This is a genomic window from Ideonella paludis (assembly GCF_018069865.1).
Classification (GTDB): domain Bacteria; phylum Pseudomonadota; class Gammaproteobacteria; order Burkholderiales; family Burkholderiaceae_C; genus Ideonella; species Ideonella paludis.
In genome coordinates this window covers 192,042-206,850 of sequence record NZ_JAGQDG010000009.1, presented here as the reverse complement: position 1 = coordinate 206,850, position 14,809 = coordinate 192,042, and the positions used below count along the sequence as shown (strand labels likewise).

General features: G+C 64.0%; 13 protein-coding genes. 10 read left to right on the top strand and 3 right to left on the bottom strand.

Annotated features, from left to right (window positions below; translation table 11 throughout):
- The first annotated feature begins 96 nt into the window (after positions 1-96).
- Genes KAK11_RS20670 through KAK11_RS20625 form a run of 10 tightly spaced genes read left to right on the top strand, consistent with a single transcriptional unit; the run spans position 97 to position 10,281 of the window.
- Positions 97-1,416 (top strand): hypothetical protein, encoded by a 1,320-nt coding sequence (locus KAK11_RS20670; RefSeq protein WP_210811419.1) that lies wholly within the window; start codon positions 97-99, stop codon positions 1,414-1,416.
- Complete coding sequence (locus tag KAK11_RS20665; protein WP_210811417.1) at positions 1,413-2,579, top strand: hypothetical protein; 1,167 nt, start codon at positions 1,413-1,415, stop codon at positions 2,577-2,579. The genes KAK11_RS20670 and KAK11_RS20665 overlap by 4 nt, the downstream gene beginning before the upstream one ends.
- A 5-nt stretch (positions 2,580-2,584) precedes the next feature.
- Positions 2,585-3,529, top strand: a complete 945-nt coding sequence (locus KAK11_RS20660) for a GNAT family N-acetyltransferase (RefSeq protein ID WP_310737844.1) — start codon at positions 2,585-2,587, stop codon at positions 3,527-3,529.
- A gap of 40 nt (positions 3,530-3,569) precedes the next feature.
- Complete coding sequence (locus KAK11_RS20655; protein ID WP_210811415.1) at positions 3,570-4,022, top strand: YbjQ family protein; 453 nt, start codon at positions 3,570-3,572, stop codon at positions 4,020-4,022.
- A gap of 31 nt (positions 4,023-4,053) precedes the next feature.
- A complete protein-coding gene (locus KAK11_RS20650) occupies positions 4,054-4,845 on the top strand; it encodes an enoyl-CoA hydratase/isomerase family protein (RefSeq protein WP_210811413.1) in 792 nt (263 codons plus the stop codon).
- Positions 4,842-5,546, top strand: a complete 705-nt coding sequence (locus KAK11_RS20645; protein WP_210811411.1) for a DUF4126 domain-containing protein — start codon at positions 4,842-4,844, stop codon at positions 5,544-5,546. The genes KAK11_RS20650 and KAK11_RS20645 overlap by 4 nt, the downstream gene beginning before the upstream one ends.
- A gap of 46 nt (positions 5,547-5,592) precedes the next feature.
- Positions 5,593-7,617: an acetyl/propionyl/methylcrotonyl-CoA carboxylase subunit alpha gene (locus KAK11_RS20640; protein ID WP_210811410.1), complete on the top strand. Its 2,025-nt coding sequence runs from the start codon at positions 5,593-5,595 to the stop codon at positions 7,615-7,617.
- Between the two features lie 19 nt (positions 7,618-7,636).
- Positions 7,637-8,905 carry a nucleotide disphospho-sugar-binding domain-containing protein gene (locus KAK11_RS22265; RefSeq protein WP_210811409.1) on the top strand — a complete coding sequence of 423 codons (1,269 nt, stop codon included), beginning with the start codon at positions 7,637-7,639 and terminating at the stop codon, positions 8,903-8,905.
- A 19-nt stretch (positions 8,906-8,924) separates the two neighbouring features.
- Positions 8,925-9,842, top strand: coding sequence for a hydroxymethylglutaryl-CoA lyase (locus tag KAK11_RS20630; protein WP_210811408.1), 918 nt, complete (start codon positions 8,925-8,927; stop codon positions 9,840-9,842).
- Between the two features lie 13 nt (positions 9,843-9,855).
- Complete coding sequence (locus tag KAK11_RS20625; RefSeq protein WP_310737846.1) at positions 9,856-10,281, top strand: gamma-glutamylcyclotransferase family protein; 426 nt, start codon at positions 9,856-9,858, stop codon at positions 10,279-10,281.
- 88 nt (positions 10,282-10,369) lie between these two features.
- Here the strand turns inward: KAK11_RS20625 and KAK11_RS20620 are convergent, their stop codons facing one another.
- The 3 genes from KAK11_RS20620 to KAK11_RS20610 all read right to left on the bottom strand — a co-directional run bounded on the left by KAK11_RS20620 (position 10,370) and on the right by KAK11_RS20610 (position 14,785).
- Entirely contained in the window at positions 10,370-11,569 is a 1,200-nt protein-coding gene (locus KAK11_RS20620; protein WP_210811404.1) for an outer membrane protein assembly factor BamB family protein, read from the bottom strand.
- Positions 11,570-11,738: 169 nt separating this feature from the next.
- Positions 11,739-14,222: a penicillin acylase family protein gene (locus tag KAK11_RS20615; protein WP_210811403.1), complete on the bottom strand. Its 2,484-nt coding sequence runs from the start codon at positions 14,220-14,222 to the stop codon at positions 11,739-11,741.
- Positions 14,219-14,785 carry a DUF1415 domain-containing protein gene (locus KAK11_RS20610; protein ID WP_210811401.1) on the bottom strand — a complete coding sequence of 189 codons (567 nt, stop codon included), beginning with the start codon at positions 14,783-14,785 and terminating at the stop codon, positions 14,219-14,221. Before KAK11_RS20610 ends, KAK11_RS20615 begins: the two co-directional genes overlap by 4 nt.
- Positions 14,786-14,809: the final 24 nt, after the last annotated feature.

The following is a 14,809-nucleotide window of genomic DNA, read 5'->3' as shown; positions in this document are numbered from 1 at the left end:
CGGCAGCCTCAACTTCAAACATCAAGGGAATGTATGACGCGGTGCAAGACATCAAGGACCACTCAGGGCCCCAAGGCGGCTCTCACCACATTGGCGGTGGCCTGCTTACTCACGGGCTGCGTGGCGCCGCCGCAGCGGCCAACGCTCAAGCCCGATTCGCTGGCCGTTCTTCAGGGCAACACTTTGTCCACGGAAGTGAGGCCGGCCAATTTCAGTCTCTCAACCGGTGGTGCAACCGCTGCGACCCTGATCGGCGCGCTGTTTCTGAATGCAGATTTGGTGATTGCAGCCGCAGAAAGTGCAGCCCAGCAGGCTGGCGCGCCCTTGGCCAAAGAGGTGGGCCTGACGGATCCGGCTTACACCGTTGCCACAGAGCTGGCCACCCGGCTGGGGCGGTCCGCGGGTGCCAAGGTGCAAAGCTTGGCCAAGCCTGAAGATGGGAGTGAGCTGGGCGCGCCGCCGCCGAGCAGATTTGTGTTGGAAGCCAGGACCGACCGTTGGGCGGCACAGTATTTGGCGCTGGACAAGGGCCGCTACGGCACTCAATTGGCGTTAACTGTTTCGCTCAGCGACAGCCAAACGGGGAGTATGGTCGCGACAGCACAATGCCAGCGCATCGATGCAGAGTCGGATCGAATCGCGGGTTACGACGCCTTGATCGCGGATGGAGCGGCTCGGCTGCATCAGGCGATGGACAAGCACACGCAAGCCTGTATCACCGAGATGTGGGGTCAGCTGTCGGAAGGCTTGCCTCTGAATATCGGCGCGCCAGTTGCTGTGTCAGAACCTGTGGTTGCCGCCCTTGCGCCGGCACCAAAAGCCGCCGTGGACCTGCCGGACGCATCGCCAGCGCCTGCAAAGGCCCCAGAGCCCCCTCGGCCTGCGGCGCCTCCAGTCTTGGTTTCAGTGGCGCCAGCTTCCACTGCCCCGGTGCCTGACGTGGCTCAGCAAAGCCGTACGGCCACGCAAAAGGCGACTGCTGAGGCCATTGAGCGCAAGAGTGATTCGCTGCCACCCAAGCCCATCCTGCCTGTGGCAGCGGTGAACGCCGCCCCGCCGCCTCCCACGCCCTCTGCGCCCGCGCCAGCCATCTTGCCTGCTCCGCAAACGTCTGCGGCAGACGCTGGGCGTGGCCCGATGATCGTCTTGCCTCCCCGGACGGCCGCGGATCGGGTCCTGGAGAACTCACAGATCGCCCACCGCTATCACATCTACCTGTCGCGGCCCAATCCCAAAGCCTTTGCGGTGTCGGCGAATGGGGGCTGGTGGATGGCTTGGGGCGAGGGGCCAGGCGTCCAGGGCACGGTGTCCCAACGTGCTGTGCGCGGCTGCGAGGAGCGCAGCAACAGCACCTGTGTGCTGTATGCGGTGGATGATCGAGTGGTGTTTGGGTTGACTCAAAAGGAGCGCCCATGAACGCTGTGAACAGTTCAGTGCTGCCCTCTGTCGCTCAAGTCGAAGGGGCGTGGCACTGGCAGCGCTCAGTGGGAAGGCTGCTCGGTTGTGCCTCGATCGTGGCTTTGCTGACGGCCTGCTCGTCTTTCACCAAGCAGTCGGCAACGCCCAGTGTGCTGGCTCAACTGCGCGCAGAACCGCTTGCGCAGACCGTGGGAGACCCGAGGTTCCGTTTCTTGACGAGCCAAGACGGCCTCAAGTTTGCTGTGGTCGCCACCTTTACCGGTGGGCTTCTCGGTGGTGCAGTGCTGAATGACAGTGCGTCCACCAAGGGCCAGGAATTGTCTGAATTGGGAGGGATGACCGACCCCGGGCGCAAAGTCGCTGACACGCTCGCTGCTCGCTTGAAGTCCTCGTTTCAAATCCCGACCTTGGTGCCAGTGGGCATTTCAGAATCGGATGATGTGGGTCACATTCTCAAAGTGGCACCAAGCTCAGCGGCCTTTGTGCTTGATGTGCGTACCGGGGCCTGGGGCGGCACCTACCTGCCAACCCAATGGAATCGTTATCGGCTGGCGTACTCACTGAAAGCCCGTCTGATCGATCGGGCGCGCAAGGCCGTGGTGGCAGAGGGGTTCTGCGACTACCAAAACAGGAGTGAGGCGACGCCACCGAGCTACGAGGACCTTATCGCCGATCGTGCAGCGATGATCAGACAGCGCATGGATGCCTACGCCGCTGAGTGCGCTGAGGAGGTTTGGGCTCATATGTTTCCGGCGTCAATCATGCAGGCGCCGGTGGCTCAGATCAGCAAGCCCGTCGCTGTAGCCGCCGTGGCTGCACCGGCAGCTGCCGCCCAGACAACTGCGCTTGTGCCGTCGCAAGTGAAGCCGGTACCGATTGTGGCGCCTGCGATCAGTCGGGCTGCCGAGGCTCCTGCCATGAGCAAGCAGGCCGAGCAGCGCTATCAGATCTATCTGACCAAACCCAATCCCAAAGCATTTGCCGTTTCAGACAATGGGGATGCTTGGATGTCTTGGGGTGAGTCTCTCAACCCAACGGTCAAGGAGAGCATCCCCCAGCGTGCCGTGCGGGGCTGCGAGGAGCGAAGTCGTGCTCGATGTGTGCTGTATTCGGTGAATGGCAATTTGGTCTCTGGCCAAGGTGTCGATTCGAAACGGTGACTCCCGTGGCGCTGCACGACTCTCTGATCCGTCCGCTGGACGCCGCCGATGACATGGTGGCGCTGACCGCCTTGATCCATCGCGCCTACGCGCCGCTGGGCGCTGCAGGGATGAACTTCACGGCGGTGGATCAGACGCTTGAGCAGACTCGGTTTCGGGTGGAGCATGGCCATTGTCTGGTGGCAGAACAGCATGGTCGGGTCGTCGGCACGCTGACGCTCGACCAAGCCTATGACCCCAATGTTCATGGCTGGGCGCGCGCCACGCCCTGGTTTTTCCGCCAAGACGTGATGCATCTGCATCAGTTTGCCGTCGATCCTGCCCTGCAAGCCCAAGGCATTGGCGCTGCCTTGCTGGCGGCTGCCCAGCAGGCGGCGCATGAACGCGGCGCGCGTGCCCTGGCCTTGGACACCGCCCTGCCAGCCGCACACCTGCTGGCCTTCTATCGCCGCCACGGTTTTGCTGAGGTGGCTCAGGTGCAGTGGGACGCCAAGCACTATCGCAGCACGGTCATGCTCAAGGCCTTGTCAGCGCCGCCGCCTGCCTTGGATGATGCCGAACATCGCTGCGCCATCGTGCGCTGCTTTTTCGCCAGCTTCCAGGCTCGGGATTGGTTGGCTGCGAGAGCACTCTTGCGTGACGATGCCCGCATGCATTGGTTAGCCTCAGAGGAGCACTTTGATGACGCTGATGCGATCATCCGCGTCAACGCCATTTATCCAGAAGGCTGGCGCATTCATGTCCACAGTGTGGAGGCCACTCTGGCCGGTGGCGTTATCAGTGTGATCGAGGTGTTTCACGGCGATCAACGCTTTTACGCTAGCAGCCAGTTCACTTTCACCCAAGGTCTGATTGCCTTCATTCAGGAGATATGGGCCACGCGAGAGGACCCACCTGCATGGCGTCAGGCCAGCATCCTGGGAGCCTACCGCCGCGGCTCCGCGCATTGATCTTTTCTACCAATGACTTCAACACTATCAAGGAGTAACCATGAATCGTACTAAGAATCTGCTGATCGCTGCGGTGCTCTCGGCCTTTGCGGCTGTGGCTGCGGCCAAGAACGTCCCGACCAATGTGCCCTGGGAAACCGTGGTTGCCGATCTCAGCAAGCAAGGTTCTCTGCAGGGCATTGAGTTGCGATTTGGTTCTGCCTCAGCGCAGGGGTTGAACCTTTCGGGCTCTGTGGCATTCCAGCACAAGGAAGGTGCTTTTCCTGACAACAACCGCCAGGTGCCGACCGATGAGGTCTTGTGCAGAAACGCGTTGAAGCAGGTCTTGATTCGTGCTGTGGAACAAGCGCGCGCGCGAGGAGCTAATGCGGTAGTAGGCATCATCTCCCAGGTGGGCAAGAACCGCCAGGACAGCCCTGCCAACGCCGAGTGCCGATCGGGCCTGTCTGGCACGGTGGCTGGCATTTCAGCTCATCTTGCCGTGCTGCCGTAAGGCATTTGAACCCTTAGGACAGCCCTTGACCATGAACACGATCATCACAGAGCGCACCGGCACTGTTGGGCCGGTGGCCCGCGTCTGGCTCAATCGCCCGGAGGTGCGCAATGCCTTCAACGACAGCGTCATCGCCGAGCTGACGGCCACTTTCACTGCGCTGGGGGCGGATGACAGTGTGCGGGCCATTGTGCTGGGCGGACACGGCAAAGCCTTTTGCGCGGGGGCCGACCTGAACTGGATGCGCGCCATGGCGGACTATTCCTGGGACCAGAATAAGGCCGACGCCCAAGGCCTGGCCGATATGCTCTGGGCGATCTATAGCTGCCCGAAACCGGTGGTGGGCCGCATCCATGGCGATTGCTATGCCGGTGGCGTGGGCTTGGCGGCGGTGTGCGATGTGGTGGTGGCGTCTGATAACGCGGGCTTTTGCCTCAGCGAAGCCAAGCTGGGCCTGCTGCCCGCCACCATCGGCCCCTATGTGGCGCGTGCCCTCGGCGCTCGCGCCTCGCACCGCTATTTCTTGACCGCCGAGCGCTTCAGCGCTGCCGAGGCGCACCGGCTCGGCTTGGTGCATGAGGTGTGCAGCGCAGAGGCCTTGGACTCGCAGATCGACGCCCTCACCGCCGCATTGGTGGCCAACGGCCCGGCAGCGGTCAAGGCCTGCAAGCAACTGGTGCATGACGTGGCCCACGCCGCCATCACACCCGCCTTGCGAGAGGACACAGCGCGCCGCATTGCCGACATTCGAGGCAGTGCCGAAGGCAAAGAAGGCGTGTCTTCCTTCTTGAACAAGCGCGCGCCGAACTGGATCTTGGGATGAGCGTGCTGCCCCAAGCTGCTATTGCCGCTGCGTCAGCGGCCCAAGCCACGGCGGTGCAGCTCGGGCAGGGCGTGGGTGCGGCGGCGTCGCACCTGGACACCACCCATCTGTTGGCCGTGGCTGCCGCGCTGGGTTGGGCCAGCGGCATGCGCTTGTATGCCGTGGTGTTCTTGACGGGCTTGGCCGGATGGCTCGGGTGGGTGCCGCTGCCCCCCGGCTTGCAGATGCTGCAGCAACCGGCGGTGCTGTGGGGCGCCGGTGTGTTGATGATGGTGGAGTTTTTGGCCGACAAAATTCCGTGGGTCGATTCCGCCTGGGACACGGTCCACACTGTGATCCGTATCCCCGCCGGGGCCATGTTGGCCGCTGGAGCCTTGGGCGCAGATGCTGGCCAATGGCAGTTTCTCGCGGCCTTGATGGGCGGCACTTTGGCCGCCACAGCCCATGTGGCCAAGGCCACCACGAGGGCGGCCGTCAACACCTCGCCTGAACCCTTTTCCAACATCGGCTTGTCGCTCCTGGGGGATGCCGCTGTGCCTGCGTTTTTGTGGCTGTCCTGGCAGTACCCGGTGGCCTTGTTCGTGGTGCTGGCCGTGGCCATTGTGGTGGCGTTGGCCCTGACCGTGCTGTTGTTCAAATTTGTGCGCGGCGTGTTCGCCGTGCTGCGTCAGAAATGGGGCTCGGGCACGGCTCGGGCTTGAGAGATTGCGTGTGTTGCGTGCGGCGATCGAGCCGAGGAGATGAAGCATGTTTAAGAAGATCCTGATTGCCAACCGAGGCGAGATCGCCTGCCGTGTGGCCCGCACCGCCATGCGCCTGGGTGTGCGCACCGTGGCGGTGTACTCGGACGCGGACGCTAACGCACAGCATGTGCGGGCCTGCGACGAGGCCATCCATATCGGGGGCAATGCCGCCAAAGACAGCTATTTGCAATGGCAGCGCATCCTAGAGGCCGCCAAGGCCACGGGCGCGCAGGCCATCCATCCGGGCTACGGGTTCTTGAGCGAGAACGAAGACTTCGCCCGGGCCTGTGCGGCTGAAGGGCTGGTCTTCATTGGCCCACCGCCCGAGGCGATTGCAGCGATGGGCTCCAAGGCTGCGGCCAAGGCCTTGATGGAAAAGGCTCAGGTGCCGCTGGTGCCCGGCTACCACGGCGACAACAACGAGCCTGAGTTTCTGCTGGCGCAGGCCCAGGCTATGGGCTTTCCGGTGCTGATCAAGGCCAGCGCCGGCGGTGGTGGCCGTGGCATGCGGCGGGTGGACAAGGCGGAAGACTTTATTGCCGCGCTGGCCTCGTGCCAGCGCGAGGCCCAAGCCAGCTTTGGCGACCAACATGTGCTGGTCGAGCGCTATGTGCTGCGCCCCCGCCACATCGAGATCCAGGTCTTTGCCGACACCCAGGGCGACTGCGTTTATCTCTTCGAGCGGGATTGCTCGGTGCAGCGTCGCCACCAAAAGGTGCTGGAAGAGGCCCCCGCGCCGGGCATGAGCGCTGAGCGCCGTGCAGAGATGGGCGCAGCGGCTGTGGCGGCGGCCAAGGCCGTGGGCTATGTGGGCGCGGGCACGGTGGAGTTCATTGCTGAGGAGCGCGACGACGGCGACCTGCGCTTTTACTTCATGGAGATGAACACGCGCCTCCAGGTGGAGCATCCGGTCACCGAGGCCATCACTGGTCATGACCTGGTGGAGTGGCAATTGCGCGTGGCTTCGGGTGAACCGCTGCCCGCCAAGCAAGAGGCCCTGCGCATCCACGGCCATGCCATCGAAGCCCGCATTTGCGCCGAGAACCCTGAAGCCGGCTTCCTGCCCGCCACTGGCGAGTTGGCGGTGCTGCGCTGGCCGGAGCACGTGAGCTTTCAGCGTAACGCAGACAATGAGCCTTTCCATGATCCGGCGCCAGTCCGCGTCGACGCCGGCGTGCGCGAGGGCGACGCCATCAGCCCTTACTACGACTCCATGGTGGCCAAGCTCATCATCTGGGGCGCAGACCGGGCCCAAGCCCTGGCCCGCCTGGAGGCCGCGCTGCGCGACACCCACATCGTCGGCCTGAACACCAACGTGGCCTTTTTGCGCCGCGTGGTGCAGAGCCGGGCCTTCTCGCAGGCTGACTTGGACACCGCGCTGATCGAGCGCGAGCGCGAGGCGCTGTTTGGCCCGTCCAAACTGCCCCTGGAAGTGGCTGCCGCCGGTGTGGCCGCGTTGACCCTGCACAGCGAGGCCGCGCTGCAAGGCAGCGACCCTTGGTCGCGCCGGGATGGCTGGCGCCTTCACGGTGGGGCGCGCCGCCGCCTGGACCTGGCCGTTGGCGACACCCATCATGTGGTGACGCTGGCCCACCAGCATGACGGAAGCTTGTTGATGGGCCTTGGTGGTCAAACCTGGCCCCTGCAATGGCAAGCCCTGGGCGATGGCCGCTTTGACATTCAACTGGCCTCTTGCCGCAGCACCCTGTCCGTTTACGCCCAGGGCGAGCGCGTGGCTGTGTTTGGCGAGGCCGGCAGCCTGGAACTGCAAGAGTTCGATCCGATTGCCCATGCGGCCGATGGCGCAGGCAGCGCGGGCCGCCTCACCGCTCCGATGCCGGGCAAGGTGATTGCCTTCCTCGCCAAAGCGGGCGATGTCGTCAAAGCCGGCCAAGCGGTGGCTGTGATGGAGGCCATGAAGATGGAGCACACCCTGACCGCGCCGCGCGACGGCACGGTCGAGGAACTGCTTTACAGCGTGGGTGACCAAGTGGGTGAGGGCGCGGAGTTGTTGAAGCTGGCCGACTGATTCGTGGCATGCTGGCGTGGTGAGCTTCCCGCACTTCATCGTCTGCACTGGCGGCACCAAAGGTGACCTCTACCCCTATCTGCGCCTGGCCCAAAGCTTGGCTGCCAAAGGGGTGCGCGTCACCATGCTGGCGCCGGAAGTGCATGGCGAACAAGTGAAGGCCGCGGGCTTGGCCTATGAGCCCAACTTGTCAGAGGCGCGCTATCACGAGGTGCTGGACAACCCCTTGTTGTTCGACCCCCATCAAGGCCTGAAGGCTTTGTTTTCGGGCACCGACCAGGAACTACTAGACGCCCGTGCGCAATTGCTGAGGGTGGCCGGTGGGCAGCCTGCGGTGCTTTTGTGTCATCCGTTTTATCTGTTCGCGGCCGGCCTGGCTCGGGCTGCAGCGCCCGAGTTGCGCGTGGTCGGTGCCTACTTGGCACCGTCCAATTTGCGCACCGTGCATGACCTGCACTTCATGGGCCCCATGCCCATCGCGCACTGGCTGCCGCTGGCAGCCCGGCGCCTGCTGTGGCAGCAGGCCGATGCTCGCTTTGTGGACCCCGTGACTTTGCCGGGCCTCAACCGCGTGCGCGCCCATCTGGGCTTGCCCGCTGTTGAACACGGCTTTTTGCTGCACATGCAAGCTCAGGCCGAGCTGTCGGTGGCCTTGTTTCCCTCGTGGTTTGGGCCGACTCAAGAGGACTGGCCCCAGCCGCTGCTGGAAGGCGGCTTTACGCTGCACGATGGAGCTGCCCACCAGGCTCTGCCACCCGCCGTGGAGGCCTTTTTGCAAGCCGGTGCACCGCCCTTGGTGATGACCTTGGGCACCGGGCACAAGCATGCGGCAGCGGTCTACCAGGCGGGCGTGGTGGCGGCTCAGCAGACCGGCCGGCGTTTGATCTGCCTGACCGGCTTTCGGCAACAGTTGCCGCAAGACCTGCCACCCACCGTGCTGTGGGCCGCTTATGCGCCTCTGCATTTGCTGCTGCGCCGCTGTGCCGCGCTGTTGCATCACGGCGGCATTGGCACCGTGGCTGAAGGGCTGCGTGCGGCCGTGCCCCAGTTGGTCCTGCCCTTTGCCTGGGACCAATTCGACAACGCCTTCCGCGTGCAAGCCCTGGGCGTGGGCTTGAGCCTTCCCGCCAAGAAAGCCACGGCCGCCCGCTTAAGCCGAGAGTTAGTGCGCTTGATGCAGGACGCACAGCGCGTCACCCAGTGCCACCGTGTGGCGGCCTTGCTGCCTCACGACCCCAGCCCAGATGCCATCGTGGACCACCTGATGCAGTGGTCCATCACTCCTTGACTTGACCGAGAACTCAGCTATGAGCGCCACCCTTCCGTCCCGCGTCACCCTGGTTGAAGTCGGCCCCCGCGACGGGCTGCAAAACGAGAAGCAGGCGGTGCCTGCGGCCACCAAGATCGAGCTGGTGCACCGTCTGCAAGCCGCCGGCCTGCGCGAGATCGAAGTCACCAGCTTTGTCTCGCCCAAATGGGTGCCGCAGATGGCCGACAACGCCGAGGTCATGGCCGGTGTGCAGCGCCAGTCGGGCGTGCGCTACTCGGTGCTGACGCCCAACCTCAAGGGTTGGGAGGCTGCAGCGCTGACTCAGCCCGATGAGATCGTCGTCTTTGGCGCGGCCAGCGAGGCCTTCAGCCAGAAGAACATCAACTGCTCTATCGCCGAGTCGATTGAGCGCTTTGCACCGGTGGTGCAGGCCGCCCGCGCTGCGGGCGTCAAAGTGCGCGGCGCCATCTCCTGCGCGGTCGGCTGCCCCTATGAAGGTGACATCGCCCCCGAGCGGGTTGAGTTGGTGGCCCGCTTGATGGCCCAGATCGGCGTGCAGCATGTGGGCGTGGCCGACACCATCGGCGTGGGCACCCCGCGCAAAGTCCAGCGCGCGCTGGAGGCTGCGCTCAAGCACTATCCGCTGGCGGAGGTCAGCGGCCATTTCCACGACACCTATGGACAGGCGCTCTCCAACGTCTATGCCAGCCTGGAGTTGGGCATCAGCACCTTTGACACCAGCGTCTCCGGCCTGGGCGGCTGCCCCTATGCCAAGGGCGCCACCGGCAATGTGCCCACCGAGGATGTGGCCTACTTGCTGCACGGCTTGGGCATTGACACCGGCATTAACCTAGATGCCTTGATTGATGCGGGGGTGTTCATCCGTGAAGCTTTGGGCCAGCCCACGGGCTCACGGGTGGCGCGGGCGCTGCTGAGTAAACGCCAAGCCGCCTAAGGCCTACTTGGCTGTGCTGATCTTCGTCTACGGCACCCTCAAAGAGGGTTTCCCCAACGCGCACCTCAACCAGGGCCGGCGCGTCCTCGGCCACTTCCGCACCGTGCAGCGCTTCCCCTTTTATGTGGTGCGCTTGCCCTTGGAGAACCGCGCACCCTGGCTCATGAACCAACCGGGCCTGGGGCATCATGTGGTGGGCCAGGTCTTTGAAGTGGACGAGGCCCATGTGGAGGCGCTCGACCGCTTTGAAGAAGTGGGTCAGCCCACCGGCTATGCCCGCGTGCCGTTGGTGCTGCACGCTGTGGATGACCCCGACACCCAACTGCAGGCCTATGCCTATATGAAGCAGGCTCTGCAGTTGACGGATGACATCCCGCGTGAAGGACCTTTTGAGGAGTACACGCAGAGCTTGGCTGTGGGGTACTGGATTCGTAGCTAGGCGGCGCAACGTAGCGGGATGTCTACCGTGCTCTCCCCGAGACTCGACAGGAAGAGGAGCGATTGCGGAACTGAGGTGCTGGACGAACTCAATCGCGCGTCTTGATGCCCGTCACAGTACCGTCAGCACTCACGATGACCAAAATGCCTTCCTTGCTAAGCGCGAGTTGACCGTGTGCAGGTGTGCTCCAAACCGTCTTTGTGGGATCCTTGCGCTTGAAGGCGTAAGTGCCGCCACTGGTCGAGATGAAGCCGACGGTCTTGGTCAGGATGACGGTGCTCTCTGCGGTTCCTTGCAGCGGGACGGTGCTCAGGAGGCTCCCGTCCGCTTGGTTGAACACGGACAGATAACCTCCATTGGCGTAGAAAACACGACCATCAGCAACCGACGGTTGATTCATCTCGGAATAGTTGACCGAGATGGGGGCCTGCCATTTCAGGCGGCGAGTATTGAGATCGAACGCAATGAGGCGGTTGTACTGGGTCACGATGATGTCAGACATCCCGCCAAGAACAGGTGCGCAACCCACGGAATAGCCCCGCCAATCGAAGCCAGTGTCAGCAATCGAGTACGCCAGTGCGCCCGTCTTGCGATCGAGAACGTCCAACTTCGTCGTGTAGGTATAGACGTAGTTTTCGTCGACTGCGGGCGTCCATTCATCGTATTGGGGCAGGCTTGCGAACCAATTCTGGGTGCCGGTACGGGCATTGAACGAATATGCACCGCCGTAAGATCCACCATTCATATACATGCTGCCGCCGAATGGCGTGGGCGCGTAATAGGTCTCCCACTGGGCGCTGATGGGAGCGCGAAACTTCTGGGTTCCGGTGGCTACGTCGAAGCCCCATAGAGCGGCATCCGTGTGACCACCGGTACTGACGTAAACCATGCCCTTCGCATACGCAGGAGAATGAATGCTGTGGAGGTACCCACCCCCTGTGTATGCGCCTGCGATGGTTTTTGTCCACTCGGTCGCACCCGTCGATAAATTCACCGTGGTGAGTATGCCAATGGCGCTGTTGGGCTTGTTGCTTATGTATACCCGACCACCCCCAGTTGCCGGAATGTTGAACGAGCCTGTCGTGCTGTCGAGCCGGACCTGCCATGCCTGGGAAAAATTCGCCGGGTTCAGTGACACGGCGGCGTAACCCGTGTGGGCCGCATTGCCATTGAGCGTGGCCCAATCAGTGGCGCGTTCCTTGGTGGCTGCTTGAGCCGATGGTGCTGTGACAGCGCAGACCAAGGCCAGCGCGGTCAGCGCTGAAAGTGTAGAAGCAACGTGTTTCATGAAATCTCCTCAATAATTACTGTAGTTGTGATCTGAGTTCACGCAGGGTGAACGATCCCCGACGCCTTCTTTGAAGGACCGCTCATCGCCCGGAGGTCGCGCGATTCTATTTCTGTGAAGCTGACAAATCCTGATCGGCCCCCTAGTCCGTCAGGCCCCTTAGCGGGTTTCAGCGAGGTGGCACTAACTTCAAGGTCGACGCCGTCTGCCTCGCTACATCTTCCTCGGCCAGCCACTGCGGGCGGGTCTCTCCGCGGGCATGGCCTTCGGCTTGGTCGCGGTAGTGGCGGTCGGGCCAGACGCCGCTTTGGCCCACGGGGTTGCCGCCTTGGGCTTTGTGGGGGGCGGCGAAGTCGATGACGCGGCGGGTGGAGGGGCCGTAGGCCACGGCCCAGGGCGCCGGGCCTAAGGGGCCGGAGTAGTTGTTGGGCACCTCGCGGCCGCCGGGCACGGGCAGGGGGCCGATGTTGAAGAGCTTGTCCAGCGGCTTTTGTTGGCCCAGCGGGTGGCCGTGGGTCAGGGTGTGGGCGCGGCCCCAGGTCCACTGGGCCGGGTCTTTGCCAAAGGTGGCGCGCAGGTGCTGCAGTGTGGCGGCCCAGGCGGCTTTGAGCACGTCGTCACGTGTCTCCTTGGCGGGCGTGTCGCGCTTGTCCCACCAGGGGGAGTGAGCGTCGGCGGCCAAGCGGGGCAGGGCGTGGTCCAGGGCCTTGGTACGGCGCAGGTTGCTGAAGGGCGTGGGGGCCGCGCCGTCTTGGCTGTCGCCGCCCAGCTCGTCGGCCATGGCTTCGCGGGCCAAGTCATAGAGGAATTGCTGGAAGAGGGTCGGCGCGGTCAGCTCCATGTCGTAGCGGCCAGGCCATTGCGCCAGCTGTTGCAGCAGGGCTTGCTCTTCGGGCGCTTTGACCAGCTCATTCAAGCGCGGCAGCAGGGGCTTGAGCACGCGTTGCGCATAGGTGGTTTCGGTGTCGAGCTGCAGGGCATGGGTGGTGGCGGCCGTCCAGCGTTGGGTCGGGTCGCGCAGTTGGCGGTCTAGCCGCAGGGCGCGGTCCCAGAGGTTGTAATAGCCGGGCGCGGGTGTGGCGGCCGCGGGCTGGTGGTTGGCCGAGACGATGTAGCCGCGCGCTGGGTTCTCTTCTTGCGGGTTGCTGCTGAAGGGGTGGAAGCCGGGCTTGTCGGCCTCGCCCTTGCTGCCGTCCAACACAAAGGCAGGATTCACACCCGCAGGGCGCTGGGGCAACTTGGCAGCGGCCCACCAGGCGATATCGCCCTGGGTGTTGGCCCACACCACGTTCAGGCCCGGGGCGTGGATGCCCTCGACGGCTTGGCGGGCCTTGTCCAAGGTGTCGGCACGGTTGAGCTGGTAGAAGGCCTCAACGGCCGGGTTGGGGGCCACCAGTTGTGTCCACCACATGGCGATGGGGCGGCTTTGTTCGCGGCCGGTGGTCAGCGCATCACTGATGATGGGGCCGTGGGGCGAGCGGCGCAGCGTCAGCGTCACCGGCGCTTGGCCTTTGACCTTGATGGTCTCGGTGCGCTCGGTCAGCTCCACCCATTGCCCGCCCACCATCACCTGCTTGGGGTTGGCGGGGTTGACGGTTTCGGCAACGAGGTCGATGTCGTCGTTTTGGAACATGGTCAGGCTCCAGCCGAACTGGCTGTTCATGCCCAACAAGGCCATGGGATTGAGCGCGCCAAAGTGGCCATAGAGCTCAAACCCGGGGCTCTGCAAATGCGCCTCGTACCAGACGGCCGGGGCGGCAAAGCTGATGTGCGGGTCACCCGCCAAGATGGGCTTGCCACTGGCGCTGCGGCTGCCGGCCACGACCCAGGCATTGCTGCCTTCAAACAGCGGAACTTGAGCCAGTGCCAAAGCGCTGTCGCTGAGCTGGCCCAGCGCCGCCAAGGTCTGTTTGTCCGCCGGCTTGAGCAAAGCGGCGGCCGGCTTGGGCGATGCAGGCGTGGCCGCAGGCAGGCCCGCCGCAGTGGCTTGGCGCTCGCCCTCGGCCACGGCGCCATCGGGCACCCAGGCCAAGTCAAAGGCTTTGAGGTACTCCGGCCCCAGCTCATCGCGGATCTGGGTCAGCACGGGCCCGGTGCGGAAAGCCGAGGCAAAGCTATAGGCCAGGTAGCCCGCCACGCTCAGGGTGTCGGCGGTGGTGAAGGGGCGTTTGGGGATGCCCAAGAGCGCAAACTCCAGCGGTACCGGGTGGCTGTCTTGAAAGGCGTTGATGCCGTCCAGATAGGCCTGCAGGGCCTGGGTGGAAGGGGCGTTGCTGTCCAGTGCGGCAGCGCGCTTGTCCGCCTCGTCGCGCAGGGTCAGTGTGCGCATCAGCTTGTCGGTGGGCAGCAGCTTGGGGCCCAGCACTTCGGCCAGCTCGCCGCGCGACAGCCGCCGCATCATCTCCATCTGGAACAGGCGGTCTTGTGCATGAACCCAGCCCAGGGTGCGGTAGAGGTCCGCCTCGTTTTGCGCCTGGATGTGGGGCACACCGGCTTCGTCATAGCGCACGGTCACCGGGGCCTTGAGGCCGGTGACCGCCACCTCGCCGCCGCGCTGCGGCAGGCGTTGCTGCACAAACCAGGTGGCGCTGCCCACGCCCAGCGCGATCAGGGTGGCCGTCGCGATCAGGCTGCGTTTCAACCAAGGCTTCATGGTGTGCTCTCCGGGGTTTGAAACAAGCGCTGCCAGCCCTCGTGGCCCAGCGATTCCATGGTCTCGATATTGCGCTCGTATATGTCTTCGGCCTCGGGGAAGGCCTCGACCGCGCGGTCAATGCTGGACTCGCGGATCAGATGCAAGGTGGGGTAGGGCGAGCGGTTGGTGTAGTTGGAAATGTCGTCCGCATCGGTGCCCCCAAACTGGAACTGGGGGTGAAAGCTCGCGACTTGCAACTCACCTTCCAGCCCCAAGCGTGCCACAGCCTCTTCGGCGTCGTGCACAAAGTCGTTGAAGTCCAGAAAGTCGCCCAAGACTTGCGGGTGGACCAGCAGCGTGGTCTCCACCTCGTCGGGGTTGGCGTTGGCCAAGTGGTTCAGCTCAGCCACCAACTCAGCCATCAAGGCCTCGGGGGTGCTGGCGGTGCTCAGCACCCAGCGGATCTGGCCCTTGACATGCGGGGCCTTGGCAAAGGGGCAGAGGTTCAGGCCGATGACGGCCTTCTCCAGCCACTGGCGGCTCAGCGCCAGGGCGGGGTGTTCGGAGGGGGGCGACGACATCGGGTGATTGTCACCCGAGCTCAG

Bases quoted from the DNA above. Each gene is read 5' to 3' on its own strand.
- KAK11_RS20665 (WP_210811417.1), top strand. From the start codon at position 1,413: ATGAACGCTGTGAACAGTTCAGTGCTGCCCTCTGTCGCTCAAGTCGAA.
- KAK11_RS20655 (WP_210811415.1), top strand. From the start codon at position 3,570: ATGAATCGTACTAAGAATCTGCTGATCGCTGCGGTGCTCTCGGCCTTT.
- KAK11_RS20650 (WP_210811413.1), top strand. From the start codon at position 4,054: ATGAACACGATCATCACAGAGCGCACCGGCACTGTTGGGCCGGTGGCC.
- KAK11_RS20645 (WP_210811411.1), top strand. From the start codon at position 4,842: ATGAGCGTGCTGCCCCAAGCTGCTATTGCCGCTGCGTCAGCGGCCCAA.
- KAK11_RS20640 (WP_210811410.1), top strand. From the start codon at position 5,593: ATGTTTAAGAAGATCCTGATTGCCAACCGAGGCGAGATCGCCTGCCGT.
- KAK11_RS20630 (WP_210811408.1), top strand. From the start codon at position 8,925: ATGAGCGCCACCCTTCCGTCCCGCGTCACCCTGGTTGAAGTCGGCCCC.
- KAK11_RS20620 (WP_210811404.1), bottom strand. From the start codon at position 11,569: ATGAAACACGTTGCTTCTACACTTTCAGCGCTGACCGCGCTGGCCTTG.
- KAK11_RS20615 (WP_210811403.1), bottom strand. From the start codon at position 14,222: ATGAAGCCTTGGTTGAAACGCAGCCTGATCGCGACGGCCACCCTGATC.
- KAK11_RS20610 (WP_210811401.1), bottom strand. From the start codon at position 14,785: ATGTCGTCGCCCCCCTCCGAACACCCCGCCCTGGCGCTGAGCCGCCAG.